Raw genomic sequence first — 26,562 nt, forward strand, 5'->3', positions numbered from 1 at the left:
GATGCGTTTTCTCCTCATCGATCCCCCCCATAAGATCTGGACGATCCTCCGGGCCTGGGTCCCCTCACCGGGTTGCCTCCAGCTGCTGGCCTATCTCGAACGGGAAGGGTTCGAGGTCGAATTCATGGATTGCACCCTGAACGAGAACCCCTGGAGGGATCTCGAGGAGAAGATCCGGAGGGAGAGGCCCGAGGTGGTGGGCATCTCGGTCATCTGCACGGCCTTCATCTACGACGGGATGAACGCAGCCAACCTCATCAAAGCGGTCAGTCCCAAAACGACGATCATCATGGGCGGAGAACACCCCTCCTTCATGGCCGAAGAGACTTTAAGGGATTGTCCGGCCGTCGATTACATCTGCGTGGGCGAAGGGGAGGTGACCCTGACCGAATTCCTGAGGGCCTTCGAAAAGAAGGAGGATCTCTCCAAGGTCTTGGGCCTGGCCTATCTCGACGAAGAGGGAAAGTTCATCTATACGGGTGATCGACCTTTCATCGAAGATCTCGATACCCTTCCCATGCCGGCCTACCACCTGGCCAAGATGGAGCATCCCTTTGTGGGGCTGCCTTCCGAGGGCGAGCGGGGATTGGTTGTCAATTTCTCGAGGGGTTGCACCTTCGACTGCTCCTTCTGCTCGGAATCGGTCTTCTATAAAAGGCGGTGGCGGAGGAAAAGCCCGAAATGGATCGCCGACGAACTCCAGCTTTTGAAGGAGAAATACAACCGGACCATCTTCTATGTCGGAGACAACACCTTCAATGTGACCCGGGAGCAGGGGATCGGCTTCATCGAGGAGATGCTGAAACGGAAGACGAATCAGCGTTTCTGGCTCCAATCGAGGGCCGATCTCATCCTCCGGGACGAAGACCTGCTCGATGGTTTTCGGGAGGCGGGGGTCTATCAATTCATGCTCGGCCTCGAATACCACACGGACCAGGTCCTGAAGGACATCCGCAAGCGCCATTCCGTAGAACAGGCGGTTCAGGCGATGAAGCTCTTAAAGAAACATAAATTGATGGTGATGGCCACCCTCCTCATCGGCCACTGGGAGGAGACCGAGGAGGATCGCGACGCCTTCCTGAAGTTCTTCGGAAAGTATGTGGACCACTTCGGCCTCAACATCCTCACCCCTCTTCCCGGCACTCCGCTCTTTAACCAGATGAAGGAAATGGGCAGGATCAAGGACTGGGAATACCGGAACTACGACTACCTCCATGCCGTCATGCCCACCCGGGAGGTGGACGACCTCGAACAGCTCAACTTCATCTACAAGAACCTGATGCGGCGCTACTACTGGAGGCCCCGGGAACTTCTCAAACTCTTCTCCCGAAACCCGATCCTCCGGCACCACCATCGCTACTACATCACCAAGGTGGCCTTTAACATCATGATGCACGAGATCTTCGGGACGCCGATGTGGGTCCAGCCCAATTACCAGGAGTACCGGGATTATTTGGTGGAGAGGGGAGAGGCGTTACCTGCCGAATTGATGCGGCTGGCCAAATAATCGTACCAGACTTTTTGAAGGGCGATCCTCCGGCGGGGGATGATGGCCACCGGGGCAAACCTGAGGGTAAAGGTTTTTTCATCCTCGTCTCGAAAGGTCAAGTTGAAGAGCACCGTATCCGATCCATAGTAATTATCCCGGGTGAGAAAGACCTTCTCCATTCGGCTAAAGGGGATCCGTAAGTCGATCCTTTCCCCGTCCTTCCCAGCGGGTACATGGAAATAGATCCCCTTTTCCTCCAGCCGGAGCCGGCCCTTTCTCCTGGCCCCCCTGACCGGAAGCCCTCCGTAGTAATAGGCTTTACAGGGTTTGGGAATCGTTTCCATTCCATCCATTCCTTTGGCTACCATCCCTTCCACCCAAATCTACCAGATCGTATCGTTTTGATTCTATTTTACTCCATCTTACAGGGTTTTTAAAGCAACCCGGTCAAATCCTCTTCTATAAAGATGCCAACGGGAATAAATCCGTCAAGAAAATCCTAACCGCAGGTTCCATCCTATAGGTGTCTATTTTAGATTGAGAACCAGGGGGTTGGAAGGAATCGATGGGGCAAAATCGCTTGAAGGTTTCCACGAGAAAAGACTGCCGATTCCTGCAGGCGCCTAAAGATTCAGGAGGAAATGCTTAGTATTTTGGGTCGGGAGGTTGATCTGGTGAGTAGCCGAGGGATTGAGTCGAGTCAGAACTTTTTACGTCGAAAGGCCATGCTGTTCTCTGGGAAGGTCATCTATGTCTCGTGAAAGCGCCTTCTTAGTCGACCTATTCAGGCCCCCTAAGATAGCTATAAGTTATCTGGAAGGTAAAACAAAGATGAATTTAATGGGGACATCTAATGCCATGATGCTGTGGGTCGGAGGTTGGAGATTATTGGCGAGGCGGCAAAGGGAGTTTCTTCAGGGATCATGGCTGAACTTCCTGATTTACCCTGGAAGAGAATGGTCGGCATGCGTGACATGATGATCCGCGAATACGACGATGTCGATTCGGCTATTGTATGGGATACGGTGAAAATCGATGGACCCCTCTGATTGCCCTGCTTGAACCAAGCACCCCCCAAGAAGAATAAATGATGAAACAATGATTCTCTTTCGTCTTCCACCCATTCTTGACCGGAGAGGAAGGTTGTCCGTATAATGCCTTGGGAGGTTCAAATGAAATCTGTCAGGGTCCCTAAAGAGCTTCTCTGGGACTACAAGTCTTTGGCTCAGGTGAATCTAAGAAAGTCTCCGAGGGAGCCAATCGCCTTCCTTTAAAAATGAAGACGGATAAAGGAGAGATCGAATCTCTATTCAGCAGGCAGATAAAGAAGATGGTCGAGAAAGAAGTATAAAAGGCTCCGGATGAAACCTCTGGTCATCGTCTCAAAAGGGAGAGAGCCCTACGACACGGCGCGAAGGGCGCTGAGGCTTCTTCCGCTCCCCGATCTCAAAGATAAGCAGATTCTCCTCAAACCTAACGCCGCCCGTGTGGCCTTGGCCGGAAGCGGGGTCACCACCCACCCCCTTGTGGTGGCAGCCACCATCGATCATCTGAGGGAGAAAGGGGCAAGGAATATTTCAATTGGCGAGGGCTGTTTGGTGGGTGTGAACGCTCAGGCCGCTTTTGAAAAGACGGGGCTCAGGGAGATTTCGGCGTTGAAGAAGGTGCCTTTGATCGATCTGGACCGATTCGACCCGATGGAGAAAACGATTCACGAAGGGAAACTCCTGAAGAAGGTGAAGGTCTCATCCGCCCTGTCCAAATTCAACTGGATCGTCTCCCTCCCGGTGATGAAGACGCACATGCATACCCGGGTTACCCTCGGCATCAAAAATATGAAAGGACTCCTCTGGCGTAGAGAAAAAGCCAAGCTCCATCAACTCCCTTCTGACGCTAACGGGAACCAAGGCCATAAAACCCTCGACCTCGCCATTTCGGAGGTAGCTGAGGTCTTGAGGCCCGATCTCTCGATTATTGATGGCACAGTAGGCATGGAGGGAATGGGACCCTCTTATGGAAGGCCGAAGACGTCTGGGATCATCGTCGCCAGTCTCCATGCCCTCTCGGCGGATGCGGTGGCCTCCCGGCTGATGGGATTTGACCCAGAAAGCATTCCCCACCTCAAACTCTGCTCGGAAAAAGGCTTAGGGGAGATTCACCTCCAAAACCTATCTGTCCAACCCCAAAATTACCTCCGATGGGAAGACCCTTTCGAACCTCCCCCTACAAAGTTCTCCATTCCCTATCCCGATGTCATCGTCTACGATGAAGGGGCCTGCAGTGCCTGCCTTTCCACCCTCATCGTCTTTCTTCAAAAATACCATCCCGAGCTCAACCCCTACCGCCTCGAAGACCGAAAGGTCCATATCGGCATAGGGAAAAAACTGGACCGGTGCCCGAAAGGGGCTCTCTTCATCGGAAATTGCACTTCAAGGAGAAAGAAGGAAGGCCTCTTTATTCAGGGGTGCCCTCCGGTGGCCTCCCATATCGCCAGAAGACTATTCGGAGAAACCAAAGGGAGGGGAGGCTCTCCCAGAACGCTCCCCTAAGGATGCGTTTAAACACAGGATGTTTTATGATTGGCTTTAATGTTTCAATGCCTATCGAGGAGGAGACATGCTTATGATCCGGAGAATCTTTTTATATCTCTTCGTCGTCTTTGCCTTCGGTCTCTTCGGGGACAATGACGTTCAATCTCAGACCCGGCTGGTGGTGAAGTCCGCCCGGGCCGGGACCTCCTACTACTCTTTTGCCATGGGAATGGCGAAGGCCATGATGACCGTCCCGGGCCTCGAGGTTTCGGTCGAAGAAAGCCTCGGCTCGGTGGCCAACGTGAAAGAGGCAAGGACTCGAAGCCAGTTCATCTTCACCTCGACCTCGGACCTCATCGCCCAGNCCTTGAAGAAGGCCAAACCCTTCGAGGAAGGGGGCTACGAGAGGATCCGAACGCTCTGGGCCATCCCTGGTGTCACGGTTCACTGGGTCGTGAGGGAGGATAGCGGGGTGAAGACGATTCGAGACCTCGAGGGCAAGAGGTTCATCCCCGGAGGGATCGGCACGGCCACGGAACGATTGACCAAACTCATTCTAAAGATTTACGACCTCGAAGGGAAGGTCGATCTCCCCGCGGTCGATCTGAAGGAGGGCGTCGATGCCGTGGTCAACCGCAGGGCCGTGGGTTTCACCACGGGAAGCCCCTTTCCGACTCCCATGGTGATGGAGATCACGGCGACCACCCCGATCCGCCTCTTAGAGATGGGGGAGGCGGAGTTCAAGAGGCTTTCGGAGATCGATCCCACCTACTCCCTGACGACGATTCCGGCCGGAACCTACAAAGGGGTCGACTACACGGTGAGGACCGTCTCCTCCCCTGTGCTCACCTATACCACGGATGACCTCCCCGAGGAGATCGCCTACAAAATCACGAAGGCCTTCTGGGAGAACGGAAAGATCCTCGCTGAGGCTCACCCCATCGGCAAGGTCCTCGACATCAAAGGGGTGAGATACGGCGTGGCCAGGGTCCATCCCGGAGCCCTTAAATACTACAGAGAAGTCGGGGTGGAGATCCCGGCCTCGATGAGGTAGGGCGATGGCAAAGCTCTATGACGCTGATTGATAAACTCACCTCTATCTTTGTTTTAATTTTTTCCGTCCTTCTTGCCCTCTTCTCCCTTCTCCTGCCGGTTTACGCCTTTCTTCCCAATCTGATCGAGAGATCGGTCCATCTGGGGCTCGTCCTCCCGATCATCTTCCTGGCACGAAGAGATACCGAGAAGGGATGGAGGTTCTTTTTAAATCTGCTCATCACGCTCACAGGGATCTCTCTCTGTCTCTATATCATCCTCGACTTCGAAGCCATTCTCAACCAGTTCGGAATCGTCAAACACCCGGTTCAGACCTACATGGGACTGGTCATGGTCCTGATCATCCTGGAGTCTGCCCGGAGGATGATCAAACCCGTACTCCCAGCCATTACGCTCCTCTTCTTGCTCTACGGCCTCTACGGCCATCACATCCCGGGCTACTTCGGCCATGTCAAATATGACTTCTCCCAGATCATGGGCATGCTCTATCTCACGACCGGAGGCATCTGGGGCCAGCTGGCCGGCATCTCCGCAAACATCATCGCCATCTTCGTCTTTTTGGGTGCCCTCATTGGGGCAACAGGCGGGGGGACAGGGTTTACAAAAATCGCTTTGAGAGTGGCGGGAAGATTGCGAGGAGGCCCTGGCAAGATGGCAGCGGTCTCGAGCGCCCTGTTCGGGACCATCTCAGGGAGTGCCTCGGCCAATGTAGTGGTGGACGGGCCTTTCACGATCCCATTGATGAAGAGGGCGGGATTTAAGCCTCCCTTCGCTGCGGCAGTGGAGGCGGTCGCCTCTACAGGGGGTCAGATCATGCCTCCGATCATGGGAGCAGGGGCCTTCGTCATGGCCGAATTGACCCAAACCCCCTATGTCAACATAGCGATTGCCGCCACCCTTCCGGCCCTCATCTACTTCTTCACGGTCTGGATGGGCATCCACTTCTTCGCCAAAAGGGATGGGCTTAGGGGCCTGGAGCCAGAAGAGATCCCTCCCTGGCGGGAGACCTTCAGGGCAAGCAGTTTCTTCGTCCTTCCTCTGGGCGTCCTTATCTTTCTCCTCCTCCGGCACTATACCCCCCAGTACGCGGCCTTCTGGGCAGCCCTGAGCGCCCTTCCCCTGGCCTTCTTCACGCCGGATTGGAGGTGGGACCCATCCTTTTTAAGGAAGATCAAGGAGGCCACCCTCGAAGGGGCCTCACAGGTGGCCATGATCGCCAGCATCTGCATCTGCGCCCAGATCATCATCGCCATCCTCTCCTATACCGGTCTCGGGGTGAAGATCTCCACCTTCCTCATCGACCTGAGCCAAGGCGCCCTCTTCCTCACCCTCGTCCTCACGATGCTGACCTGCATCGTCCTCGGCATGGAGGTCCCGACCACCGCGGCCTACATCATGGCCGCAGTCGTGGCCGGTCCGGTCCTCATCAAATTGGGCATCCATCCTGTGGCTGCCCACCTCTTCATCTTCTATTTCGCCATCCTCTCCGCCATCACCCCGCCGGTCTGCGGCGCGGTCTTCATCGCCTCCGGAATCGCCCGGACCGACTGGGTCGAGACGGCGCGGTATAGCCTCAGGCTGAGCTATGCAGCTTTTCTACTCCCCTTCGTCTTCATCTACGACCACTCCCTCCTATTCCTTCAAGGAAATCTCTTCACCACGATCCTCTGCCTCTTCCGTACGACGATGGCGATGATCCTTCTGAGCGCCGGATTCATCGGACACTTCCGCAAAGAGCTCAACCTCTTGGGACGGCTCATTATGCTCGGCCTGGGGATCCTCTGGATCGTGAATCACTGGCTCTGGGACTTGGGAGGTTTGATCGGGACGATCCTCATCCTCCTGGACCGGAAGTGGATCTACAAAAACAAGAGAGGATTTTGAGAAGGGTTCCGGACAAGCCATCTCGACAGGTCAAGCAACGGGTTCGTTCCCTTCCCTCGGGTCGCGGTATCGAGAAAAGGTTCGAGAAAAAAAGAGATCAAAAAGGGGAAGGCGGATAAAACGGGGCACTTCCTCCGGGAAGAAGAGAAAGCGAAGAGGGATTCGTGTAGTTTGGATGGGAGGGAGAAGGCAAGAAGAACCTCAGCGTGCCACACGGACTACCGTTAGGTTCAATAATCTCACAAGGTCCTTAGGGGACATCTCACATAGAAGCCCTCTTTTCCCGCCATTGATATAGATCACGGGAAGGCTGAGGATGGTCTCTTCGACATAGACCGGAAGTCTCTTCTTCGTCCCGAAGGGAGAGATTCCTCCCACCACATAGCCCGTATGTCTGTGAGCCGTCTCGGGAGAGCAGGGGGTGATCGACTTCACCCCGAGGATCCTCGCCAGCTCTTTCGTGGAGACTTCTCTGTCTCCGTGCATGAGGACGATGAGAGGCGACTTCTTTTCATCTTCCATCACGAGGGTCTTGACGGTCAGGTGTTCATCCACGCCCAGGGCCCTCGCCGCGACTTCCGTGCCGCCTCCCTCCTCGTATCGATAGGGTCGCTCGACGAATTCGACCTGATGTTGCCTCAAAAAACGGATGGCATGGGTGGCCGAAGATCTCTCTTTGGTCACGCTTCTCCCCTCAAAGAAGATACTTCTTTTTGGCCCTCCTCCTTCTCTTCGCCTTCTGCTTTCGGATCCTCTGGATCTCCCGGTCCTCTTCTCCTCCTTTGCCCGTCAACTTCTCGATCTTCCTCACGAGTTCCCGCCTCGCCAGAAAGCGATTAAGGGCCTGGCTCCGCTCGGTCATCCACTTCACCTCGATCCCCGTGGGGAGGTGTTTGAGGTAGACGCAGCTGGAGGACTTGTTTACTTTCTGGCCCCCTCCCCCCGCCGATCGGACGAACTTCTCCTCGATATCCTTCTCCAAAATCCCGAGGGCCTCCATCCTCTCGGCAAGGGCTTTTCGTTTCTCCTCGCTTACCGGGAACGTCACCGAGGCCTTCATTTCCCCTCCGGATCCTCACACCAGCAAAGCAACCCGCCGTCGATGTTCTTCACGTTCTCGAATCCCTGACGCTGGAGTTTGAGACAGGCCATATAGGAACGAAGGCCCGACGCACAGTGGACGGCGATCTCTTTGGTCCTGTCCAGTTCGCCCATCTCCTTCTCAATCCTCCAGAGCGGAATCCAGGTCGACCCCGGAATCCGCCTCGCCTTGACCTCTTCTTCCTCCCTGACATCGAGGACCTGAAAGGATTCTCCGGCCGTCTTCAGTTTCTGCTTCACCTCTTCGATCGGGATCCCCTGGACCCTCCCTTCAATCTTGTTCGTGAGCACATTGGCCGCCACGATGACAGGGGAAAGGGCCGGACTGTAGGGAGGGGCATAGGCCAGATCCACATTGGCCAGCTCCCAGCAGGTCATCTTGCCGTGAAGGGCCATGGCCAGGATGTCGATGAACTTATCCGAAGGGCCCTCGCCGATGGCCTGGCCGCCGAGGATACGGCCTGTGGCCTGATCGGCGATCACCTTGAGCACCGACTCCCTTCCCCCGGGATAATAATGGGCCCGGTCATACCCCCTGACGATCGCCTGAACAGGCCGGAACCCCTCCTTCTCGGCCTCCCTCATGCTCAACCCCGTTTTGGCCACATTGAATTCGAAGGCCTTGAAGACCGTCGTCCCCATCACCCCGGGAAAGACGGCCTTTCCTCCGCAGACGTTGATTCCGACCACCCGGCCCTGCTTGTTGGCGGTGGAGCCAAGGGGGATCCACACCCTTTTTCCCGTGACGAGATGGGTCGTTTCGGCACAATCGCCTGCGGCATAAATCCCCTCGACACTGGTCTCCATCCTCTCGTTTACCCAGATCGCTCCGGTCTCGCCGATCCGAAGCCCTGCCTTTCTTGCAAGCTCCACCTGGGGCCGGATCCCGAGGCTCATCAGGACCATATCCGTCTCGAGCTCCCGGCCGGTGGTCCGGAGGTGTGTCACCCTCCCGTCCTTTCCTCTCAGACTTTCCACGCCCTCCGAAGTGAAGATCCTCACCCCTTTCTTCTCCAGGTATTGGCGAAGGATATTGGCAAAATCCCCGTCGAAGAGGGTGAGAATCTGGGGCGCCAATTCAACGATCGTCACCTCTTTTTTCAACTGGACGAGGGACTCGGCCATCTCCAGTCCGATATAACCTCCTCCCACGATGACGACCCGCTGAACCTGGTCGGACCTCGCCCTCTCCACAAGGCGATCGGCATCGAAGATCGAGCGAAGGTAGAAGATGTTGCCGAGATCGAGGCCTTCAATCTTCGGTTTAATGGGCTGGGCCCCTGTGGCGATCACCAGCCGGTCGAAACGGTCAGAGAAGACCTCTCCCGAGGCCATTCTCCTCCCCCGGATCGTCCTGTTTCCGGGATCGATCTCTTCGATGAGGTGGTTCTTCAGGACCTTAATGCCGTCCTGGGCAAATCTGCCCGGGGTTCGAGAGATCAACTCCTCCCGGTTTTTTATCACGCCACTGATGAAATAGGGAAGCCCGCAACCCGCATAAGAGATCTCCTCCTCTGCCTGATAGATTACGATCTCCATCTCGGGATCGCACCTTCTCGCCTTGGCAGCCGCCTTCGGCCCGGCGGCCACCCCTCCGATGACCAGTAGCCTTTTTGCCATCCTCTTCTCCTTTAAAATTTTTGTCTCTTCGTTTCACCGGTCCTTGAGGAGAAGGATCGACCATCTCCCCATGTCTTCGATCTTTTCCAGCCCCCTGACCTCCTCTACAATCCGCCGGCGCCTCTCCCTGGACAGGAGGGGTCCGCTCAGATCATCAAACTTCTCGATCAACTCTTCCCAGGAGAGGGGATTCTCGGGATCACCCTTTGGATATTCGATCTTTCTAAGATATCGCCTTCCATCGCGAGTGAGGATCTCTGCCGTGGCCCCCCATTGCCGGGGATAGGCCCGATCCAGCTCGGGGTCGACCGTGCACTCCACCTTCCTCATCAGGGCCCTAACCCTGTCGGACTTCATCTTCGAAGGTTGAAATTCCCTCAACCCGGCCCTCCGGTAGAGGATGGCCACGGCCGCCCCGAAGGGCATGCTGAACTGGGCATCGACGGGGGTCTGAGGAGCGTACTTTCTATCAGGCGGCTCTGCGATGAGTCGGAAGCCCGCGCTTAAAAGCCCCAGTTTCACCCTCTCGATCTCCTCGGGCACGAGGTCCTCCTCCGCCATAATTTTCAGAAGACCGTCGATCGGGGGCTGCATATATCGACAGCAGGCATGAGGTTTGACGGAGGTTCGGAGGATTTCGAATCCCGATCCGAGGCCTTCCAACACCCGATGGGAATCGGAATGATCGGAGTAGGCATGGAGGAACCCATCCCTGCCCTCGATGATCGAGGCCGGCCCTCGAAATCCTTTTTGCGAAAGCATAGCTGCTATCATCCCGCTGTGAGCCGCCCATCCCGCATGGAAACGCTTTGTCCACGCCCCTTCTGCGAGAAACTCCATCGAGCCCGCCGCCTGGCTACCGGAGATCCCCATGGCGCTCGCCATCCGACTGGCTCCCAGGCCCAGGAGTTTCGAGGCCGTCACACTCGATCCGAAGGTTCCACAGATGGCAGTGGGATGAAACCCCCGGCGGTAACAGCCGGAGGGGCCAAGGCCCTTCCCCAGACGGACCATCACCTCGTAGCCCGCCACGACCGCCTCGATCAATCTCCGACCGCTCGCCCCGGTCATCTCGGCGGTGGCCAGGGCCGTCGGAAAGATGACCACGCCCGGATGGAGGGAGGACTCGTTGTTCACATCGTCCATTTCGATGGCATGTCCGGCCGTTCCGTTGGCGAGGCAGGCGTAGGTAAAGGGAGCCCGGTCTTTCGTTCCGATGAGGACCCCTCTTCCTTTCCCCCTCTCCCTGATAAAACGGTAGATCGATTTTGAAGAGGTTGCCAACGACCCCCGGCTGGCGACGCCGATGAAGTCGAGAAAGAGGGATTTGGCCCGATCAACGACTTCGGGAGGAAGCTGAGGAAACTTCAATCCCGTGCAGAAGGAGGCAAGCTCCAGGGCGATGGCCATTCAGGAACCTTCCTTGGATCCTCAACAGCATCCTGTTTTTTCAGGGCCACAACAGGCACCCGATCCACCTTCGGAGGGTTCGAGACAACAGCAGGAGGCATTCCTCCTCCCCAGCACGGAGTTGATGACGGCAGCGGCACAACCCACCCCGGATCGTACGCTGATGGCCTCCACGGGACAGTTTCGGGCGCAGGCCCCGCACTCCATGCAGGCATCCCGGTTAAGGATCTCCGCTGTCCCGTTCGGCAAATGAAAAACACCATGGGGGCAGACGATCAGGCACATGCCGCAGCCCACGCATCTTTCGGTATCCAATTTGAGCGTCACCACATCTCGAAGATAGACCAACGGATTCATGAGCAACTCCCAGCGCTAAATCCATTGCGACCCCAGCCAGAGGGAAAACCCGATGAGGCCGGCCGCGACCTGGAAGGGGACAGCCCACCGCATCTCCTTTTTGACCCCGGAAAGGGAGGTGAAGGTCGAGGCGCCCGTGAAGTTCATCGCCAGAAAGGCAGAAAGGGCGGGGATGATAAGAAGCCATGCGACCTTCTCCATCGAACCGGACCACGCCGCCGTATGGCCCCATCGAAGCCAAAGGAAGGGGAATGCGGTTACCCCCCCCATCAGAGCCCCTTTTACGGAAAAGGCCCTGCCCGGAAGCCAGGGCAGGAGAACCGGTGTCAAGACCGCCCCCGAAAGGATAGCGACCAGTATCGCCTGGGCCGAGGAATAGACCTGGTCCAAGGCTTCAAACCAACCTTCGGCCCCCCTGACTAAAAATGAAATGATCGAGAGGAGGATTAGGAGCAGGGCTCCACCCTTCATCGCTGCAACCAGTTCGATGGGGATTAGGACGATCCTCTCCCGGATCGAAAAGGTTTTGATCCTCATCTCCGGTGTGGCCTTAAAGCCCGAATCGAGGAAGGCCGGAAGGTCCTCCGCCCGGATTGGGCCATAGATGACTTTAAACCCCGACCTTTTCTTCACCTCATGGGCGGCCACCCCCGGTCCTGCCAGCTGGGGCAGGATCAACTCCCGATGGGATACGAGGCCAGAAAGCCCGCTCGATGCGATCCGGCTGACAAGTTCCTCCGTGCCGAAAGTCCCCTTCCCCGCAGCGCACCAGACATTGATCCCCTTCGTCTCGAGGACAAGGATCCACGCATTCCTTCCATGAAGGGCCTGCCGGAGCCTATCGAAACTCATCTTGTAATTGGCCGTGACCATGACGGGAGATCCACCATCTGGCCTTCCAACGGCATAGAGGCCGGGTTCTACGGTGTAACTCATCCGGCCGATCCCCCAACGGACCTTGAAGGTCCCCAGATGGTCTTTCAAGGTCAGGGAGGAGGAGACTTGAGGAACCGGGCCCATCGGGGTTTGAAGGATACCGACTATAAAAGGCCTTTTTAAATCTGGAAGGCTCCCCTGAGCCTTAGCTTTAGGAGGTCAACAGCTTTGGGTCTGTGCCGTATTGCAACTCGAGGTCATTACGGATCGATCCCTTCCATCCATTCCCTTCTCCTAAACCTCTCCCATCATGGGGCCAAGGATATCCTTCACCCGTTCGCCGAGGGAGTCCGCTTTGATCAGATAGAGACAGCAGACCTCTCCCTCTCTGGACCAACTGAGAAGGGCCAGTTTTTGTCCTGGCCGGATCTTGGCCCTCTCCCTCAACTCCTTGGGAAGAACCATCTGGCCCCGTTCATCCACGCTGACGATGGATTCGACCCTACAACAGGACATACCCCTTTCCGTGGGCGAACAGGTCAGCTCCCCTTTTTTCCGCCTTGCCAATGGCCGGCCTCCTTGGGAGGGTTTTCCGATTATGCTGATAAATCAGAATTTTCTGAACAATCCCTTTTTAACGCATTTCTCCCTTTTTTTCAAGTCCATTTTCGATCCAAGAAACTTGACAAATTGTACATTTTTGGTAAAAAAGGGTTATAAGAAGGGGGGAATTAGGCTGGGCCGTTTAAATTTCATTTTTAATTTCAAAAGGTTAGCTTTTTAAAAATCGGCATGCAAATTGCTTTTTAACCCCGTTTGAAAATAGAAAATCATATAAACCACCCTTTATGGAAGAAACCCCTGGTCGTCTTTTAAAAAGAGAAAGGGAAGAGAGGAAAATCTCCTTAGAAAAGGTCTCCTTTCTCACCAAAATTAGGCGTGAATACCTTCACGCCCTCGAGGAAGACCGATATGATCAGCTGCCACCGCCTCTATATATCAGAGGGTATCTCAGGAGTTATGCAAGATGCCTCTCCCTTGATGAGAAAAAGGTATTGCTTCTTTACGAAGATCATTTGAAGAACCTTCTCCCTCCTCAACCCCTTCCTCCAGAACCTCCTTCTCCTCGTAGAAAGATTTCTTCCTTTCCCCTTGCCCTCTTCGGCCTTGCCGTCTTCCTCTCCTCTTCGCTAATCCTTCTCCACATCCTGTTTTGGAATTCGAGTGAAGAGCAGACAGCCCCCCCTCCCTTACCCTTCAAGCCTGTGACCGCAATCCACCGGGTAACACAGGAAAAGCCCCATGAAATTGCCCCTCCCATAGAGGAGGTCCCATTGAAAACCATGGAGAAGGTCAATCCCTTTCTTACGCAAACCCTCTTCGAAATAGTCGAGGCGGCCCTCGGAACGGAGATCGAAAGAAGGGACGAACACCAGTTCATCAAGGGGAAGGTCTCGGAATTTGCCTCGAACCATCAGAGGGGCTACTTCTTCACCAGGGTGAGGACCCCTTCCTCCGGAAAGATTGCCCATGTCTGGCTTTTTGAGGGGAAAGAATATCACCGGATTGAAATGGAGGTCCAACCTCCCACCTGGTCGGTCTTCAGTTATCTGACCTTCCGGCCCCAGCACGTCGGAAGCTGGACCGCGGAGGTGAGGGACGGAGATATCGTCCTGGCCAGCCTCAACTTCAAGGTCGTTCAGTAACCATTCCTTCCGAGGGATTCGACTCAGGTCTCCAAAAGGATGAGGTCGGGGTCTTCGAGACGGGCGATGACGGTATTGAGGAATCGCGCGGCCTCCGCCCCATCCACAACCCTGTGATCGAAGGAGAGGGAAAGAGGAAGGAGCTTCCGGACGATTATTTTCCCATTCCTCACCACCGGCACCTCCCTCATCTTCCCCACGCCGAGGATCGCCACTTCGGGGTGGTTGATGATGGGGGTTCCAAAAATCCCGCCCAAGGCACCGAAATTGGTGATGGTGAAGCTCCCCCCTTTAAGGTCGGCAAGGTCGATCGTCCGGTTCCTCGCTTTCTCCACGAGCTGGGTCAGCTCCTGGGCAATCTGAAGGATCGACTTGTCCTTTGCATTCTTCACCACGGGGACCATCAGACCTTCCGGAGTATCGGTCGCGACCCCGATGTTGTAGTATTTCTTCAGGACGATCTCCTCTTTTTCGTCGTCGAGGGTCGCATTGAGATAGGGGTGCTCCATCAAACCGGCGATCACCGCCTTTACGATAAAGGGAAGGAGGGTCAGTTTAATCCCTTTTTTGTCGGCAACCTTTTTCTCCTTCTCCTTGATCTTCCACAGTTCGGTGATATCGGCCTCGTCGACCGTGGTGACGTGGGGGGCCGTATATTTCGATCTCACCATCGCCTTTGCGATGGAGCGTCGCACCCCCCTCAGGGGGATGCGCTCCACGTATCCGTAAAGGTCGTACTTCTTGACCTTGGTGACCTTTGGGATCTCTTCGGCGGGTTTGCCCAATCTGGCCGCATACTCGCGGACGTCCTTTTCGAGCACCCTTCCCTCAGGACCGGATCCCTTCACCTGATCGATATCGATGCCTAACTCCTTTGCCAGCCCCCGAACCGCAGGCGTGGCCAGGGCATGTCCGCTCACGAAGGGCTTGGCGGGTTCAACCTTTGCAAGGGGTACAGCCGGCTCTTCAGGGGCCTCCTCAAGCTCGCCCACCACGCCCACAGACCTGGGCCTCTCAGGAGGCGCGGCAAGGGACTCCCCCTTCTCCCCGATGATGACGATGACCTGTCCGACCTTCACGATCTCTTTCTCTCTGGCCAATATTTTGAGGATCACCCCTGTTCGGGGAGAAGGGAGTTCGGCGAGAGCCTTATCCGTTTCGACCTCCACCAAGGGCTGTCCCTCCACCACCTCATCTCCCTCCTTGACCAGCCAGCGGACGATTTCGCCCTCGGTCAAGCCTTCACCAATGTCGGGAAATTTAAATTCGAAAGCCATCTCAGACCCCCTTTGGTCGATTCGAGGTTCAGTTTCGGTCTCCCCTTATTAAAACGCCATCACCTTCTTCACGGCCATCACGATCCTTTGGGGATTGGGAAGGTAGAAATGTTCGGCCTTGAGCAATGGAACGGGAATATCGAATCCGGTCACCCTTTCGATGGGGGCCTGGAGCGAGAGAAACGCCTTTTCGTTGATCAGGGCGATGATCTCTGCGCCAAGCCCGCAGGTCCTGGGCGCCTCGTGGACGATGACCGCCCTGCCTGTCTTCTTCACCGAGGTAATGATCGCCTCCACGTCCATGGGTGAAATCGTTCTGAGATCGATGATCTCGGGGTCGATGTGATCGCTTTTCAACACCTCCGAAGCGGTTACGACCTCCCGGACCATCGCCCCCCATGCCACGACCGTCACATCCCTGCCCTCCTGAACCAATCGGGCCTTCCCCAGGGGAATGGCATAATCCCCTTCGGGCACCTCCTCCCGAATCGCCCGATAGATTCGTTTCGGTTCAAGAAAGATGACAGGATCCGGATCACGAATCGACGAGAGGAGCAGGCCTTTGGCTTCGTAAGGGGTTGAGGGGATCACCACCTTGATCCCCGGCGTATGCGCCAGGATCGCCTCTGGGCTTTCCGAGTGATGCTCGGGCGCATGGATACCTGCACCATAGGGCACCCGGATGACAAGGGGACAGGAGAAACGCCCCCTCGAACGGTTACGAATCCTACCGATGTGGTTGGTGATCTGATCGAGACAGGGGTAGAGAAAGCCATCGAACTGGATCTCGGCGATCGGCCTCAATCCATAAAGGGCCATTCCCATGGCGACGCCCACAATTCCAGACTCTGCCAGGGGTGTATCCACGACTCGCTCTTCGCCGAATCGTGCCTGAAGCCCGTCGGTCACCCGGAAGACCCCTCCCTCCCGGCCGACGTCTTCTCCAAGGATGACAATTCGATCATCCCTCTCCATCTCTTCCCGTAGGGCCAGGTTGATCGCCTCTACCATATTGAGTCTCGCCATACCCGCACCTCTTCCTAAATTCACCTCGTTTGGCCACGTTGCCAAAAATTCAAGTCCTTCGTTTGGATCGATCTTTCCTTAAAAAGAAGGCCCCTCCCTCCTCCCCGCCTAAAAGGGGGATGAGGAAACAATTTACCCTCACGAAATTTGTAGGGCGGTTCTGAGGGGGAGCGATCCAGCTTCACAGAGTTCCTTTCAAATACGCCATCTGTTCTTTCAAAGCGGGCGTCATTTCGGCATAAACATATTTAAAAATGTCCTCCACCTCGGGCGCTGGAATGGCCTCGGCCTCCTTGACGGCCTCATCGATCTCCTTCTTGGCCTCCTCGGTGATCCGGTTCTCAACCTCCTCGGTCCACAACCCCCTCTCCCTCAGATAGGACCGCAGCCTCACCAAAGGGTCGAGGGGCCTCCAGGGTTCGATCTCCTCTTCGCTCCGATATTTGGTCGGATCGTCTGCCGTGGTGTGGGGGCCGAACCGATAGGTGACGGCCTCGATCAGCGTCGGCCCTCCCCCTGAGCGGGCCTTCTCGACCGCCTCCTTCGTCACCGCATAGACTGCGAAGAGGTCGTTTCCGTCCACCTGGATGCCATCCATCCCATAAGCGATCGCTTTCTGGGCGATCGTCTCAGAGGCGGTCTGAATTCTTCTCGGAACCGAAATGGCAAACTGGTTGTTCTGACAGAAGAAGAGGGTCGGCGTCTTGAAGACCCCTGCGAAGTTCATGGCCTCGTGAAAGTCGCCTTTTGACGTCGCCCCGTCTCCAAAATAGGCGATGGTCACGACCTTCTCTCGCCGGATCTTGGCCGCCCAGGCCGTTCCGACCGCGTGGAGGGGATGGGTCCCCACAGGGATGGAGACGGGTAAGACGTTGACCCCCTCCGGGGCCTGGCTTCCCAACTCGTTCCCCATCCAGTAGAGGTAAATGGTTTTAAGAGGGACGCCCATCATCAAGGTCGCCCCGAGCTCTCTGAAGGCGGGAAAGACCCAGTCCTCTTTTTGAAAGAGGATTGCGCTTCCCACCTGGCAGGCCTCCTGGCCCCAGATGGGCGCGTAGGTCCCCATCCTCCCCTGCCGTTGAAGCATCAGCGCCCTCTGATCGGCCAGCCGTATGAAGACCATCTTCTGATACAGGGCGAAGACCTTCTCGTCGCTCAGAGGAGGTTCGGCGCCCGGCCGGAGGGTCCCATCCGGTTTAAGAATCTGAAACATCTCCCCCTTCAAAGGGTGGAACTCCTCGAAAAGCCCCATCTTCGACTCCCATCTTCTTTTTTCTAAAGCGGAATTTGCATTTTCAATCTGAAATTTTGAATTTGAGATGCTTCGTTTTCGTCATTCGGTCGCCCATCTCTTGAGCCGTTCGTAGTCCGCAGAGCCGCAGATCCACTTGCCCGTCTTTGTATTGTAAAAGAAGGGAACCCCGCCACAGCGGCCCTGATCGTACTGCTGCATCAGCCGGGCATTGGCCTCGTTGTGCCAGACCTCAAGCCTTGCCACCTTCACCCCTTCTTCTGCCTCCAGCCTCTCCACGAGAGGCTCCATCCGATGGCAATGGGGTCACTCCGCGCCGGTGAACTCTAAAAGATAGAACTCCTGCTTTGTCATACCAACTCCTCCTTTCTCAAAGAGAATAAGGCGTCCAAGACCAATTTTGCAATGGGAAGGTAGAGGACCGCCAAGGTCAAACACGGAAGCAACGATGAGACGGGATCCTCCCTTTGGAAACCCACGACGGTATAGGCGACGATGAGGAGGATCGCCGTAAAATTGTGGGTACAGATCATCCCGAGGTTGGCAGGGGCCATCCTGGAAGGGTCCTGATAGGATCTCCTCAAAATAAAGATGGTCTTGAGGGCGATGGGAAGGGTCGATCCCGAGATCAGTCCCACCGGGGGGATCCACCCCAAAAGGATTCCCAGGAGGATAGCCCCGTAAGCCGAAAGAAGGCTCACGATAAAGAGCTTGACCCCAACCTCCCGCCCGTACCTGGCAACCAGGTTCAACTTCCCAGCCCGCCGGTCATCGAGATAATCGGGGATCTCGTTGATCGTAATCATCGAAAAGAGCATGATCCCGAGGGGAAGCGTCCCCCAGAAGGCCTCCCAGGAGATTTTCTGGGCCTGGACGTAGTAGGCGCCCAGGCCGATCCCAGGGCCGAAGCAGAGGAGCTGGGCGATCTCCCCAACCCCCCTGTATCCGAACCGTATCGGGGGAGCGGTGTAGAAGAAGGCACAGAAGAAGCCGAAGGCCAGAAGGAGATGGACGAAGGGGCCTCTTAAAAACCCAAGTAAAATTCCGATCCCGATGGCGAGAACATAGAAGGTGGCGAAGACATTGCGCATCCGATCGGGCAGGATGAGCCCCTTCGAGAGGGCCCCGCTCCCTCCGGAATAGGGGTTTCCATGGGTATCGAAGGCATCGACCAGGTGTTTGAAGTCGTAATAGTCATCGGTGAGGTTGAGGGCCAGATGATTCAGGAGGAGGCCGAGAAGGACCAAAAAGAAGTATTCGAGATAGAATTGGCGCTCGTAGACCCAGGCGATCAGGCTGCCTAAAATCCCGGGCATGAAGCTGGCCGACGTGTAATGAAAACGGAAGGCCTTCCACCAGACCTGCCAGCGACCAGGCCTCATCTCAATTCCGCTTCTTTCGAAGGAAGTAGTCGAGGCTCAATCTCCCCGGCCCCATGGAGAGAAGGAGAAGGCAGCCTCCGAACATGCTCACGTTCTTCATGAACATGATCATCTGGATCCGGTCGCTGAAATTGGTATGAAAGATGAGGGTGGTGGGAACGAGAAAGATGAGGAGAAGAAGGGCTCCCAACCGGGTATAATAGCCTAAAATGGCGCAGAGGCTTCCCACCAATTCGAAGACGATGGCCCCGAAGAGGAAGAAATGGGGATAGGGCATGCCGAATTTGGCCATATACTGGGCCGTCCCCTCAAAATTTCCGATCTTTCCGATCCCCGAGTTTAAAAAGATGACCACGAGGAGGATCCGCCCAGCCAGAGTGCCGAACGCCTTCAGCCATTCCATGGGCCAACTCCTTTCCTCAAAAACCCGCCTGGGCTTCCTGAAACAGAAGGAGAATGGAAGGGGAGATGACGGTCAGAGGTCCAACCTCAAATCTCCGTGCTTCTTCACGTGTTCGACGAGCCCCCCGTCCTCTAAGATCCGCTTCATCACCGGAGGAATCGGGACGAAGGAGAGAGTTTGGTTCCGGGTGTGGTTAACGATCTTTCCCTCTTCAAGGATCAGCTCGATCTCGTCTCCTTCGCTCAACCCTTCCGTGTCGCAGATCACGGCAGGAAGCCCGTTGTTGAAACAGTTCCGATAAAAGATCCGGGCGAAGCTTTTGGCAAGGACGGCCTGAATGCCGTTCATCTTGATGACGATGGCCGCATGTTCCCGGCTCGACCCCTGGCCAAAGTTCCGACCCGCGACGAGGAAATCGCCTGGCCTCACCTTTTCCACGAATCCTGGCCGTTCGTATTCGAAGAGATGTTTGGCCAGCTCGGGAAGGTTGGAACGGAGATAGAAATATCGTCCGGGGATGATGTGGTCAGTGCTGATGCCATCGCCGAATTTCCAGACCCTTCCCCTCATGCTCTCCTCTCCTATAGGTACTTTCTCGGGTCGGCGATCTTCCCCTCGATCGCGGTCGCTGCAGCCACGGCAGGTGATCCTAAATAGATGAAGGAATTCGGGCTCCCCATCCTCCCCTGAAAATTCCTCGGCTGGGTCGCCAGACAGACCTCCCCGTCTCCCAGGACCCCTTCATGCAAACCCACGCAGGCCCCGCACCCGGCGGGCAGGACCATGGCCCCGGCCTCGAGCAGGGCCTGAAGGGTTCCGTCCTGGAGGGCCTCCATATAAACCCTTCTGGAGCCCGGAGTGACGATCATCCTCACCTTCGGGTGGATTCTCTTCCCCCTTAAAATCTTGGCCGCAATCTGGAGATCCTCCAGCCTTCCGTTGCAGGAGGTCCCGAGATAGACCTGGTCTACCTTCACCTCCCCGATCTCATCGATGGTCAGGGTATTGTCCACCTGATGGGGACAGGCGATGGTGGGCTTCAACCGTTGCCCATCGATCTCGATGACCCGTTCATAATTGGCGTCTGGATCGGACGAAAGGGGTTTGAAATCTCCGGGCCTGCCCATCCTTAACAGCCAATCCCGGGTGACCTCGTCGGAAGGGAAGAGGCCGACCTTGGCTCCGGCCTCCACGGCCATGTTGGCGATGGTCATCCTTCCGGCCATGTCCAGTTGCCTGATCACATCGCCCTCAAATTCGAGGGCCTTATAGGTGGCACCGGCCGCTCCGATTTTGCCGATGAGGTGGAGGATGATATCCTTGCCAAAGACCCCTTCGGGAAGCTTCCCCGTCACCACCACTCGAAACGTTTCAGGCACCCTCAACCACACCTTTCCCGTCGCCATCGCCACGGCTGCATCGGTCGAACCGACGCCGGTGGCAAACGCTCCCAAGGCCCCACCGGTGCAGGTGTGCGAATCGGCCCCGATCACAACATCCCCTGGCTTCACCTCCGTCTCCGCAACGACCTGGTGGGAAATCCCGTTTCCCACCTCGGAGATGCGGCAACCTGTCTTTTCTGCGAATCCTCTCAGGAAATTATGATCGTTGCTCAGCTCGAACCTCGGGCTGGGGGCGGCGTGGTCCAGAAAGAAAAAGGTTTTGGGAGGGTTGAACACCCTTTGGAAGCCCATCTCCTCGATCTTTCGTACGGCGAGAGGACCGGTTCCGTCCTGGGCATAGACGAGATCGGCCCGGACGATCACGATCTGGCCGGGCTTGACTTCCCGACCCGCATGCTCGCTAAGAATCTTCTCCGCCAAGGTCCTTCCCATAGCAATCGCCTCTACCCATCGCTTTTAAAATCTATAGCATAAAACCGGAAGGGTTTCACCTTGAATTTTCGTGATGCCGTTTCTATATTTAAGGTGTAGAGAAAGGAGGTGCTCTTATGAACGAGAAAAGACAATTTACACCCTGCGCCTGCTTCTCTCACGACGACAAAGCCGGTCGTCTTAAGATTGAACTGGAACTTCCGGGGGCGAGAAAGGAGAGTATCTCCCTGGATATGCGAAAGGATAGTTTCTGCGTCACGGCCCCCAGAGGCGATGACGTCGAGTACGCAGGTTGCTACATGCTGGCCCATGAGATCCACCCGGATAAGGCCGAAGCCAAATTCGAAAACGGCCTCCTGAGGATCTATGCCCCTCTGAAGGACTGGGAGTACAAGGTGAGCATCCCGGTTCAATAACCTCGGGGGTTTTCCGTTGAAAAAGCCCTCCCCCGTGGGAGGGCTTTTTAATTTCAGTAGGGACAGAGGCCAGCCGGACATCCCCCTGAATATTCGGTCTCCACGAGGAAGGGCCCTCCCAGAGGTTGATCCGCATCCCCTATCACGGTGTCGAAAGAAAGGACTTGCCCTTTCTTCGACCCATAACGGTAGACCGTGATCCCCTTGCATCTTAGCCGATAGGCCTGAAGGTAGATCTTCTTGATATCCTCTACGGTTGCCTCCGGAGGGAGGTTGATCGTCTTGGAGACCGAATTGTCCGTATGGCGCTGAAAGGCCGCTTGAAGCTTGAGGTGCTGGTCGGGTTGAAGATCGAAGGCAGTCACAAAGAGCCTCCTCACATCGGAAGGTATCTTTTTCATACCTTGGATGGATCCCCGGCCCGCAATCTCCGCCAGAAGTTCCCGGGTGAAAAATCCTTTCTCCCGGGCCATGGCCTCGAAGATCGGATGGACCTCAAAGAGTCTCGTCCCCGAAAGGACGTTCCTCACATAGGTCACGGCGAAGAGGGGTTCGATCCCGCTCGAACAGCCGGCGATGATGCTGATCGTCCCAGTAGGAGCCACGGTATTGACCGTAGCATTTCTCAACCGAAGTCCCTTCCCGGGATAAATGGACCTTTCGTAATTCGGGAAAACCCCCCGCTCTTCGGCAAGGGCTTGAGACGCCTTCAAGGACTCCTGGTGGAAGAAACGCATCAATTTCGATCCGAAGGCATAGGCCTCTTCCGATCCATAAGGAATCCCGAGGAGAATGAGGAGGTCGGCAAACCCCATCACCCCCAACCCCACCTTTCGATTTCCCATCGTTATCTCCCGGATCTCCGGAAGAGGGAAACGATTGACCTCGATCACGTCGTCGAGGAATCTTATCCCCCAGACGATGGTCTCTTTTAATTTCTCCCAATCCATCCGATTTCCCCTGACCATCTTGGCGAGATTGATCGAGGCCAGGTTGCAACTCTCGTAAGGGAGCAAAGGCAGCTCCCCGCAGGGGTTGACCGATTCTATTTTGCCGATCTCCGGTGTGGGGTTTCTTCGGTTGATCTCGTCCAAAAAGATCACCCCTGGATCGCCCGTATGCCAAGCGGAATAGGCGAGGAGGTCGAAGACGGGCTTGGCCTTGATCCTTTTCTTCTGGCCAGTTCTCGGATGGACGAGGTCATAGGAACCGTCTTTAATCACGGCCTCCATAAATCGATCGGTGATCCCAACGGAGAGATTGAAGTTGGAAAACCTCTCCCCCTTCAGCTTGCATTCGATGAATTCCACGATATCCGGATGATCGCACCGAAGCACGCCCATGTTTGCTCCCCGTCGCCTTCCACCCTGGACGATCACTCCGGTGGCATGGTCAAAAATGGACATAAAAGAGACCGGGCCTGAGGCCTCACCCTTGGTCGTCAAGACCAAATCTCCCCTTGGACGCAACCTCGAAAAATCGAACCCCGTTCCCCCACCCGTTTGATGGATGATCGCCATCTGGCTGAGGGCCTTGAAGATGCCCTCGATGGAGTCCTCCACGGGGATCACGAAACAGGCAGAGAGCTGGCCGAAGGAGGTCCCGGCGTTCATGAGGGTAGGAGAGTTGGGAAGAAACTCGAGACCCCTCATCATCAGATAGAATCGATCCTCTACCTCTTGAACCTTATCCAACGAGTTAAACTCCCCTTCTGCCCGGGCGACATGGGAGGCCACCCTGCGAAACATCTCGCTCGGGGTTTCGATGACCTTCCTCTGGTCGTCTTTCAGGAGGTATCGCCTCCGTAGGACCTCCATGGCGGGAATGGAGAGCTTAAGGTCGTCAACGACCCTCAGCGCCCGTTTTGTCATCCGGATATCACTTCGCCTCTCTCGATAGAGGATGTAGGCCCGTGCGATTTGGATATACCCCTCCTCCATCAAGACGGTTTCTACAAGGTCCTGAATCGCCTCCACGCTTGGAACGCGATCTCCCGTGGGGGCCTCAAGCCTTTTTACCACCTTTTCCGATATCGAAGAGGCGACCCGCTTCGATCGTTCCCCGTCCTTGAGCACCTCCAGAGCCGCCTTCTCAATAGCGGCCTCGATCCTGCTCGGATCAAACGGGGCCAAAGAACCGTCTCTCTTTTTGACCTGCTCAGGTCTCATAGGGTTCACCTTCTTGCCCGGGGTTTCGCTCCACGGTCAGTAATCGATGCCAGGCTGTGGCTCTATCCCTTGCCGGTAGGCATGTTTTACCTCAAGAATTTCGCTGACGGTATCCGCCAGCTCAATCACCCGGGGATGGGCATCCCTCCCCGTAAGCACCAGGTGCATATGAGGGGGTTTTTTCCGGATTATCTCCAGAACCTGATCCAGGTCCACCAAATGGAGTCGAAGGGCATTGTTGATCTCATCGAGGATGAGTAGATCGATCTCTTCGGAATCGAGCTTCTGGTGAACAAGCTGTATTGCCTCCTGGGCACTTCGCCGATGCTCTTTAAAGGGGTAGGGATTTCCCTGAATCCCGCAAAATCCCTTTCCCGTCGGAATCAATTCGACGGGGCAATCCATCTTTTTGACGCCATCCCACTCCCCGGTGTAGAGATCGCCCTTCATGAACTGGATGATCACCACCTTCATCCCGTGCCCGCAGGCCCTTATCGCCATTCCTAAGGCCGCAGTCGTCTTTCCCTTCCCCTGGCCTGTAATGACGACCACCAGGCCCTTTCTCTCCTTCGGAGTCAACCGGTTCACGTTCATATTTCGTTTCCCTAAACTTAAAATAATGCTTTTTTGGGCAGGGGTCAAACAGAGAGGGACCATGCCATATTCCACTTGAAAGATGCCTTGGGATGCTTATTTTTAGATTGAAAGGAGTGATGAAAGATGAAACAAAGGGTCAAAAAGAGGGAACATAAAACGAAAAGTCCGGTGTTGACCTACTACGACTGCTGTTGGTTCGGCCCTGCCCAACATAGGGTCTGTTGCGGAGGTTTTTGTGGTCCCCAATGGGGTAGATAATTGGTAAATCTACCCGCGGAGAGGAGGCCCAAATCAAAAGGGGTTGGGTTTAAAATCAGATAAGGTAGGGAAAAAGGCAATCACTTCACCCTAACAAAAGGAAAGGCTTCTTTCATCGCCTTGGTGATCAGACTCACGCCTGCCCAGTTGGCGATCGTCTCGATCACGACAATCATTTCGGGATCTCGGAAGCTCACGTGGGCTTCCTTCCCGAATTTTTCAAGGTTTTCGATCAGAAATTCGGCGATTCCCTTCTCGACTTCCTGGCTGGAAAAATCTCCTTTGTGTCCCCTCCTTCTCACTCTCACATAGAACCTCTGCTCCCCTATCCTCTCGACATAGGGAAGGAGGACCTCTTTCAATCGATCCATAAATTGAGGAAGCTCGAAATAGAAGGTTCGCTCTAACGGCACGATCTGACTGATAAAGTTAATCCGTTCGGGCTCCTCCTGCCTCATCCTCTCCATCTTTTCGAGAAAGAGGTTCACATCTTCCACATGGCCAAGGAGGACATCCTTGAACCCGGATCTCTTGAATTCACCGTGTTGGCTCAAGAAATGGAGGGCCTTCTTTTCTTGTCCCCAATAGGTAGAAATGAGAAGGTTCGATTCTTTCACCGACTTTTGCACCCCCTTTTCCTTCGACTCCGGTTTTCACCGCCTTGGGCTCTTCAGTCAATCCCCGTCCCTTCGCTCCAACGATCAATGCAGGGAGATGACGTACCTTTCGGTCAGCATCACCCTCACCCCGAATCTCTCGCCCTCCCTGTTCAAAAGATGGGTCAACCAAACCCTTTCCTCCTGAGTAGTTAGATTGACCCGGAGGGATCGGATCCGGGTGGGAACCATCTCAAGACGGAGCAACTTTCCCGTGGAGGGATCTAATCTCGGAAGATAGATGAGGCCCAGATCGGCCCGGTAAGAGGCGTACCCACCGATCCCTTCATAATCGTTTAAAAAATCGCCGCAACCATAGAGGATGAGCTTTCCTTTATAGACCTCGAATCCCTTTACGTGGTGGGAGGAATGGCCATGGATGAGGTCCACGGCCGCCTCATCGATCAGTCGATGGGCAAAATCGATCTCCCTAAGAGGAATCGAATACCCCCAGTTTCCACCCCAATGGATCGAGGCCACGACAATATCGCCCTTCTCCTTCACCCACCTGACCTCTTCCCCGATCCGTTCAAGAATCTCCTCCGAATAGGATGGGAGCAGATTGACACCAGGGCTTTTATCAGAGGCGGCCCACTCCAAGGGGATCCCGCTCGTGGTCGACCCGAAAGAGAAGACGATCACCTTCCCCCTTCCTTCGATCTCGATAATAGCCGGCCTTTGGGCCTCTTTAAGGTCCATCCCTGCACCGGCGGTCTTTATCCCTGCCTTCCGAAGCGTCTCAAGGGTCTCTTTGAGCCCTGTGTAACCCCAATCGAGGACATGATTGTTGGCAAGGACGCAGAGGTCGATCTTGGCCGTGGTGAGGACCCCGATATTTTCTGGGTGCATTCGATAATGGACCTCCTTTCCCCGCCAACAATCGTCGCTTTGGGTGATGCTCGTTTCGAGGTTGATCACCCTCAGATCGGGGCCCATCCGCTGAACCACCTCCAAGATGTCTCCCCAAATATATCGGGGTGAAACGGGACGGGGGATCGGGCCGCTTGCCTCCTCAGCGAGGGCCACATAGACCCTTGCGTCTTTGACATAACCCTCGTGTAACGTCGGATCGCTCGGATGGGGAAGGATCTGGTCGATTCCCCTTCCGGTCATGACATCCCCTGTTAGAAAAAGGGTGATGGAGTCGGACATCTAATCCCTCCCAATTTTATTTTAAATAGGCTCTTCGGATTAGGGCAATATCCGATCTTCTATTAGGAGGAGATGAGAGGTGGACAAAGAAGCCCTAAAACGGTATGATGAGT

The 26,562-nt window shown here is 55.5% G+C and carries 28 protein-coding genes; 8 read left to right on the forward strand and 20 right to left on the reverse strand.

Annotated features, from left to right (window positions below; genetic code table 11):
• The first annotated feature begins 1 nt into the window (after nucleotide 1).
• Nucleotides 2–1,507, forward strand: a complete 1,506-nt coding sequence (locus N3G78_03330; protein MCX8116952.1) for a B12-binding domain-containing radical SAM protein — start codon at nucleotides 2–4, stop codon at nucleotides 1,505–1,507.
• Here N3G78_03330 and N3G78_03335 read toward each other — a convergent pair.
• Nucleotides 1,450–1,857, reverse strand: coding sequence for a hypothetical protein (locus N3G78_03335; protein ID MCX8116953.1), 408 nt, complete (start codon nucleotides 1,855–1,857; stop codon nucleotides 1,450–1,452). The two genes, N3G78_03330 and N3G78_03335, sit on opposite strands and share 58 nt — an antisense overlap.
• A 498-nt stretch (nucleotides 1,858–2,355) precedes the next feature.
• Between N3G78_03335 and N3G78_03340 the strand changes: the two genes are divergently transcribed.
• The 4 genes from N3G78_03340 (at nucleotide 2,356) to N3G78_03355 (ending at nucleotide 6,957) form a co-directional block, all read left to right on the forward strand.
• Nucleotides 2,356–2,538, forward strand: coding sequence for a DUF86 domain-containing protein (locus tag N3G78_03340; GenBank protein ID MCX8116954.1), 183 nt, complete (start codon nucleotides 2,356–2,358; stop codon nucleotides 2,536–2,538).
• A 312-nt stretch (nucleotides 2,539–2,850) separates the two neighbouring features.
• The gene (locus N3G78_03345; protein ID MCX8116955.1) at nucleotides 2,851–4,038 is read left to right on the forward strand and encodes a DUF362 domain-containing protein; all 1,188 of its coding nucleotides are present in this window, start codon (nucleotides 2,851–2,853) and stop codon (nucleotides 4,036–4,038) included.
• A 73-nt stretch (nucleotides 4,039–4,111) separates the two neighbouring features.
• Nucleotides 4,112–5,074: a TAXI family TRAP transporter solute-binding subunit gene (locus N3G78_03350; GenBank protein ID MCX8116956.1), complete on the forward strand. Its 963-nt coding sequence runs from the start codon at nucleotides 4,112–4,114 to the stop codon at nucleotides 5,072–5,074.
• A gap of 17 nt (nucleotides 5,075–5,091) precedes the next feature.
• Complete coding sequence (locus N3G78_03355; protein MCX8116957.1) at nucleotides 5,092–6,957, forward strand: TRAP transporter fused permease subunit; 1,866 nt, start codon at nucleotides 5,092–5,094, stop codon at nucleotides 6,955–6,957.
• 201 nt (nucleotides 6,958–7,158) lie between these two features.
• Here the strand turns inward: N3G78_03355 and ybaK are convergent, their stop codons facing one another.
• The 7 genes from ybaK to N3G78_03390 all read right to left on the reverse strand — a co-directional run bounded on the left by ybaK (nucleotide 7,159) and on the right by N3G78_03390 (nucleotide 12,837).
• On the reverse strand, nucleotides 7,159–7,641 hold the full coding sequence (gene ybaK, locus N3G78_03360) for a Cys-tRNA(Pro) deacylase (GenBank protein ID MCX8116958.1): 483 nt from the start codon (nucleotides 7,639–7,641) through the stop codon (nucleotides 7,159–7,161).
• 10 nt (nucleotides 7,642–7,651) lie between these two features.
• Nucleotides 7,652–8,017, reverse strand: a complete 366-nt coding sequence (locus N3G78_03365) for a peptide chain release factor-like protein (protein MCX8116959.1) — start codon at nucleotides 8,015–8,017, stop codon at nucleotides 7,652–7,654.
• On the reverse strand, nucleotides 8,014–9,678 hold the full coding sequence (locus N3G78_03370; GenBank protein ID MCX8116960.1) for an FAD-dependent oxidoreductase: 1,665 nt from the start codon (nucleotides 9,676–9,678) through the stop codon (nucleotides 8,014–8,016). The genes N3G78_03365 and N3G78_03370 overlap by 4 nt, the downstream gene beginning before the upstream one ends.
• Nucleotides 9,679–9,711: 33 nt before the next feature.
• On the reverse strand, nucleotides 9,712–11,088 hold the full coding sequence (locus N3G78_03375; GenBank protein ID MCX8116961.1) for an MmgE/PrpD family protein: 1,377 nt from the start codon (nucleotides 11,086–11,088) through the stop codon (nucleotides 9,712–9,714).
• A gap of 21 nt (nucleotides 11,089–11,109) precedes the next feature.
• Nucleotides 11,110–11,445, reverse strand: a complete 336-nt coding sequence (gene hgcB, locus N3G78_03380) for a mercury methylation ferredoxin HgcB (GenBank protein MCX8116962.1) — start codon at nucleotides 11,443–11,445, stop codon at nucleotides 11,110–11,112.
• Nucleotides 11,446–11,460: 15 nt separating this feature from the next.
• A complete protein-coding gene (gene hgcA / locus N3G78_03385) occupies nucleotides 11,461–12,465 on the reverse strand; it encodes a mercury methylation corrinoid protein HgcA (GenBank protein ID MCX8116963.1) in 1,005 nt (334 codons plus the stop codon).
• A gap of 150 nt (nucleotides 12,466–12,615) precedes the next feature.
• Nucleotides 12,616–12,837, reverse strand: a complete 222-nt coding sequence (locus tag N3G78_03390; GenBank protein MCX8116964.1) for an HgcAB-associated protein — start codon at nucleotides 12,835–12,837, stop codon at nucleotides 12,616–12,618.
• Between the two features lie 827 nt (nucleotides 12,838–13,664).
• Here N3G78_03390 and N3G78_03395 point away from each other — a divergent pair.
• The gene (locus N3G78_03395) at nucleotides 13,665–14,027 is read left to right on the forward strand and encodes a DUF2914 domain-containing protein (GenBank protein MCX8116965.1); all 363 of its coding nucleotides are present in this window, start codon (nucleotides 13,665–13,667) and stop codon (nucleotides 14,025–14,027) included.
• Nucleotides 14,028–14,050: 23 nt separating this feature from the next.
• On the opposite strand, the gene N3G78_03400 is transcribed toward N3G78_03395, so the two are convergent.
• The 8 genes from N3G78_03400 to N3G78_03435 form a co-directional block, all read right to left on the reverse strand.
• A complete protein-coding gene (locus tag N3G78_03400; protein ID MCX8116966.1) occupies nucleotides 14,051–15,304 on the reverse strand; it encodes a 2-oxo acid dehydrogenase subunit E2 in 1,254 nt (417 codons plus the stop codon).
• A 48-nt stretch (nucleotides 15,305–15,352) separates the two neighbouring features.
• Entirely contained in the window at nucleotides 15,353–16,330 is a 978-nt protein-coding gene (locus N3G78_03405; GenBank protein ID MCX8116967.1) for an alpha-ketoacid dehydrogenase subunit beta, read from the reverse strand.
• A gap of 181 nt (nucleotides 16,331–16,511) precedes the next feature.
• Nucleotides 16,512–17,543 (reverse strand): pyruvate dehydrogenase (acetyl-transferring) E1 component subunit alpha, encoded by a 1,032-nt coding sequence (gene pdhA, locus N3G78_03410; GenBank protein ID MCX8116968.1) that lies wholly within the window; start codon nucleotides 17,541–17,543, stop codon nucleotides 16,512–16,514.
• A gap of 120 nt (nucleotides 17,544–17,663) precedes the next feature.
• Nucleotides 17,664–17,873 (reverse strand): hypothetical protein, encoded by a 210-nt coding sequence (locus N3G78_03415; GenBank protein ID MCX8116969.1) that lies wholly within the window; start codon nucleotides 17,871–17,873, stop codon nucleotides 17,664–17,666.
• 59 nt (nucleotides 17,874–17,932) lie between these two features.
• The gene (locus N3G78_03420; GenBank protein ID MCX8116970.1) at nucleotides 17,933–18,964 is read right to left on the reverse strand and encodes a prenyltransferase; all 1,032 of its coding nucleotides are present in this window, start codon (nucleotides 18,962–18,964) and stop codon (nucleotides 17,933–17,935) included.
• Between the two features lies 1 nt (nucleotide 18,965).
• Nucleotides 18,966–19,367 (reverse strand): DoxX family protein, encoded by a 402-nt coding sequence (locus N3G78_03425; protein MCX8116971.1) that lies wholly within the window; start codon nucleotides 19,365–19,367, stop codon nucleotides 18,966–18,968.
• Between the two features lie 72 nt (nucleotides 19,368–19,439).
• Nucleotides 19,440–19,937: a 3-isopropylmalate dehydratase small subunit gene (locus tag N3G78_03430; protein ID MCX8116972.1), complete on the reverse strand. Its 498-nt coding sequence runs from the start codon at nucleotides 19,935–19,937 to the stop codon at nucleotides 19,440–19,442.
• Between the two features lie 11 nt (nucleotides 19,938–19,948).
• Nucleotides 19,949–21,202, reverse strand: a complete 1,254-nt coding sequence (locus N3G78_03435) for a 3-isopropylmalate dehydratase large subunit (GenBank protein ID MCX8116973.1) — start codon at nucleotides 21,200–21,202, stop codon at nucleotides 19,949–19,951.
• A gap of 116 nt (nucleotides 21,203–21,318) precedes the next feature.
• Here N3G78_03435 and N3G78_03440 point away from each other — a divergent pair, with 116 nt between their 5' ends.
• Nucleotides 21,319–21,618 (forward strand): hypothetical protein, encoded by a 300-nt coding sequence (locus N3G78_03440; GenBank protein MCX8116974.1) that lies wholly within the window; start codon nucleotides 21,319–21,321, stop codon nucleotides 21,616–21,618.
• Between the two features lie 53 nt (nucleotides 21,619–21,671).
• Here the strand turns inward: N3G78_03440 and N3G78_03445 are convergent, their stop codons facing one another.
• Both N3G78_03445 and cobO read right to left on the reverse strand, forming a co-directional pair.
• On the reverse strand, nucleotides 21,672–23,786 hold the full coding sequence (locus N3G78_03445) for an adenosylcobalamin-dependent ribonucleoside-diphosphate reductase (GenBank protein MCX8116975.1): 2,115 nt from the start codon (nucleotides 23,784–23,786) through the stop codon (nucleotides 21,672–21,674).
• Between the two features lie 36 nt (nucleotides 23,787–23,822).
• Entirely contained in the window at nucleotides 23,823–24,380 is a 558-nt protein-coding gene (gene cobO, locus N3G78_03450; protein ID MCX8116976.1) for a cob(I)yrinic acid a,c-diamide adenosyltransferase, read from the reverse strand.
• A 126-nt stretch (nucleotides 24,381–24,506) separates the two neighbouring features.
• Here cobO and N3G78_03455 point away from each other — a divergent pair, with 126 nt between their 5' ends.
• The gene (locus N3G78_03455; protein MCX8116977.1) at nucleotides 24,507–24,641 is read left to right on the forward strand and encodes a hypothetical protein; all 135 of its coding nucleotides are present in this window, start codon (nucleotides 24,507–24,509) and stop codon (nucleotides 24,639–24,641) included.
• 80 nt (nucleotides 24,642–24,721) lie between these two features.
• Here N3G78_03455 and N3G78_03460 read toward each other — a convergent pair whose 3' ends face one another.
• Together N3G78_03460 and N3G78_03465 are read right to left on the reverse strand one after the other, a co-directional pair.
• Nucleotides 24,722–25,258, reverse strand: a complete 537-nt coding sequence (locus N3G78_03460; GenBank protein ID MCX8116978.1) for a THUMP domain-containing protein — start codon at nucleotides 25,256–25,258, stop codon at nucleotides 24,722–24,724.
• 84 nt (nucleotides 25,259–25,342) lie between these two features.
• A complete protein-coding gene (locus N3G78_03465; protein MCX8116979.1) occupies nucleotides 25,343–26,449 on the reverse strand; it encodes a CapA family protein in 1,107 nt (368 codons plus the stop codon).
• Nucleotides 26,450–26,562: the final 113 nt, after the last annotated feature.

Source organism: Thermodesulfobacteriota bacterium (assembly GCA_026415035.1).
Taxonomy (GTDB): domain Bacteria; phylum Desulfobacterota; class BSN033; order BSN033; family UBA1163; genus RBG-16-49-23.

Bases quoted from the DNA above. Each gene is read 5' to 3' on its own strand.
- N3G78_03330 (MCX8116952.1), top strand. From the start codon at position 2: ATGCGTTTTCTCCTCATCGATCCCCCCCATAAGATCTGGACGATCCTC.
- N3G78_03335 (MCX8116953.1), bottom strand. From the start codon at position 1,857: ATGGTAGCCAAAGGAATGGATGGAATGGAAACGATTCCCAAACCCTGT.
- N3G78_03345 (MCX8116955.1), top strand. From the start codon at position 2,851: ATGAAACCTCTGGTCATCGTCTCAAAAGGGAGAGAGCCCTACGACACG.
- N3G78_03355 (MCX8116957.1), top strand. From the start codon at position 5,092: ATGACGCTGATTGATAAACTCACCTCTATCTTTGTTTTAATTTTTTCC.
- N3G78_03365 (MCX8116959.1), bottom strand. From the start codon at position 8,017: ATGAAGGCCTCGGTGACGTTCCCGGTAAGCGAGGAGAAACGAAAAGCC.
- N3G78_03370 (MCX8116960.1), bottom strand. From the start codon at position 9,678: ATGGCAAAAAGGCTACTGGTCATCGGAGGGGTGGCCGCCGGGCCGAAG.
- N3G78_03375 (MCX8116961.1), bottom strand. From the start codon at position 11,088: ATGGCCATCGCCCTGGAGCTTGCCTCCTTCTGCACGGGATTGAAGTTT.
- hgcB (MCX8116962.1), bottom strand. From the start codon at position 11,445: ATGAATCCGTTGGTCTATCTTCGAGATGTGGTGACGCTCAAATTGGAT.
- hgcA (MCX8116963.1), bottom strand. From the start codon at position 12,465: ATGGGCCCGGTTCCTCAAGTCTCCTCCTCCCTGACCTTGAAAGACCAT.
- N3G78_03390 (MCX8116964.1), bottom strand. From the start codon at position 12,837: ATGTCCTGTTGTAGGGTCGAATCCATCGTCAGCGTGGATGAACGGGGC.
- N3G78_03395 (MCX8116965.1), top strand. From the start codon at position 13,665: ATGGAGAAGGTCAATCCCTTTCTTACGCAAACCCTCTTCGAAATAGTC.
- N3G78_03400 (MCX8116966.1), bottom strand. From the start codon at position 15,304: ATGGCTTTCGAATTTAAATTTCCCGACATTGGTGAAGGCTTGACCGAG.
- N3G78_03405 (MCX8116967.1), bottom strand. From the start codon at position 16,330: ATGGCGAGACTCAATATGGTAGAGGCGATCAACCTGGCCCTACGGGAA.
- pdhA (MCX8116968.1), bottom strand. From the start codon at position 17,543: ATGTTTCAGATTCTTAAACCGGATGGGACCCTCCGGCCGGGCGCCGAA.
- N3G78_03415 (MCX8116969.1), bottom strand. From the start codon at position 17,873: ATGGAGCCTCTCGTGGAGAGGCTGGAGGCAGAAGAAGGGGTGAAGGTG.
- N3G78_03420 (MCX8116970.1), bottom strand. From the start codon at position 18,964: ATGAGGCCTGGTCGCTGGCAGGTCTGGTGGAAGGCCTTCCGTTTTCAT.
- N3G78_03425 (MCX8116971.1), bottom strand. From the start codon at position 19,367: ATGGAATGGCTGAAGGCGTTCGGCACTCTGGCTGGGCGGATCCTCCTC.
- N3G78_03430 (MCX8116972.1), bottom strand. From the start codon at position 19,937: ATGAGGGGAAGGGTCTGGAAATTCGGCGATGGCATCAGCACTGACCAC.
- N3G78_03435 (MCX8116973.1), bottom strand. From the start codon at position 21,202: ATGGGAAGGACCTTGGCGGAGAAGATTCTTAGCGAGCATGCGGGTCGG.
- N3G78_03440 (MCX8116974.1), top strand. From the start codon at position 21,319: ATGAACGAGAAAAGACAATTTACACCCTGCGCCTGCTTCTCTCACGAC.
- N3G78_03445 (MCX8116975.1), bottom strand. From the start codon at position 23,786: ATGAGACCTGAGCAGGTCAAAAAGAGAGACGGTTCTTTGGCCCCGTTT.
- cobO (MCX8116976.1), bottom strand. From the start codon at position 24,380: ATGAACGTGAACCGGTTGACTCCGAAGGAGAGAAAGGGCCTGGTGGTC.
- N3G78_03455 (MCX8116977.1), top strand. From the start codon at position 24,507: ATGAAACAAAGGGTCAAAAAGAGGGAACATAAAACGAAAAGTCCGGTG.
- N3G78_03465 (MCX8116979.1), bottom strand. From the start codon at position 26,449: ATGTCCGACTCCATCACCCTTTTTCTAACAGGGGATGTCATGACCGGA.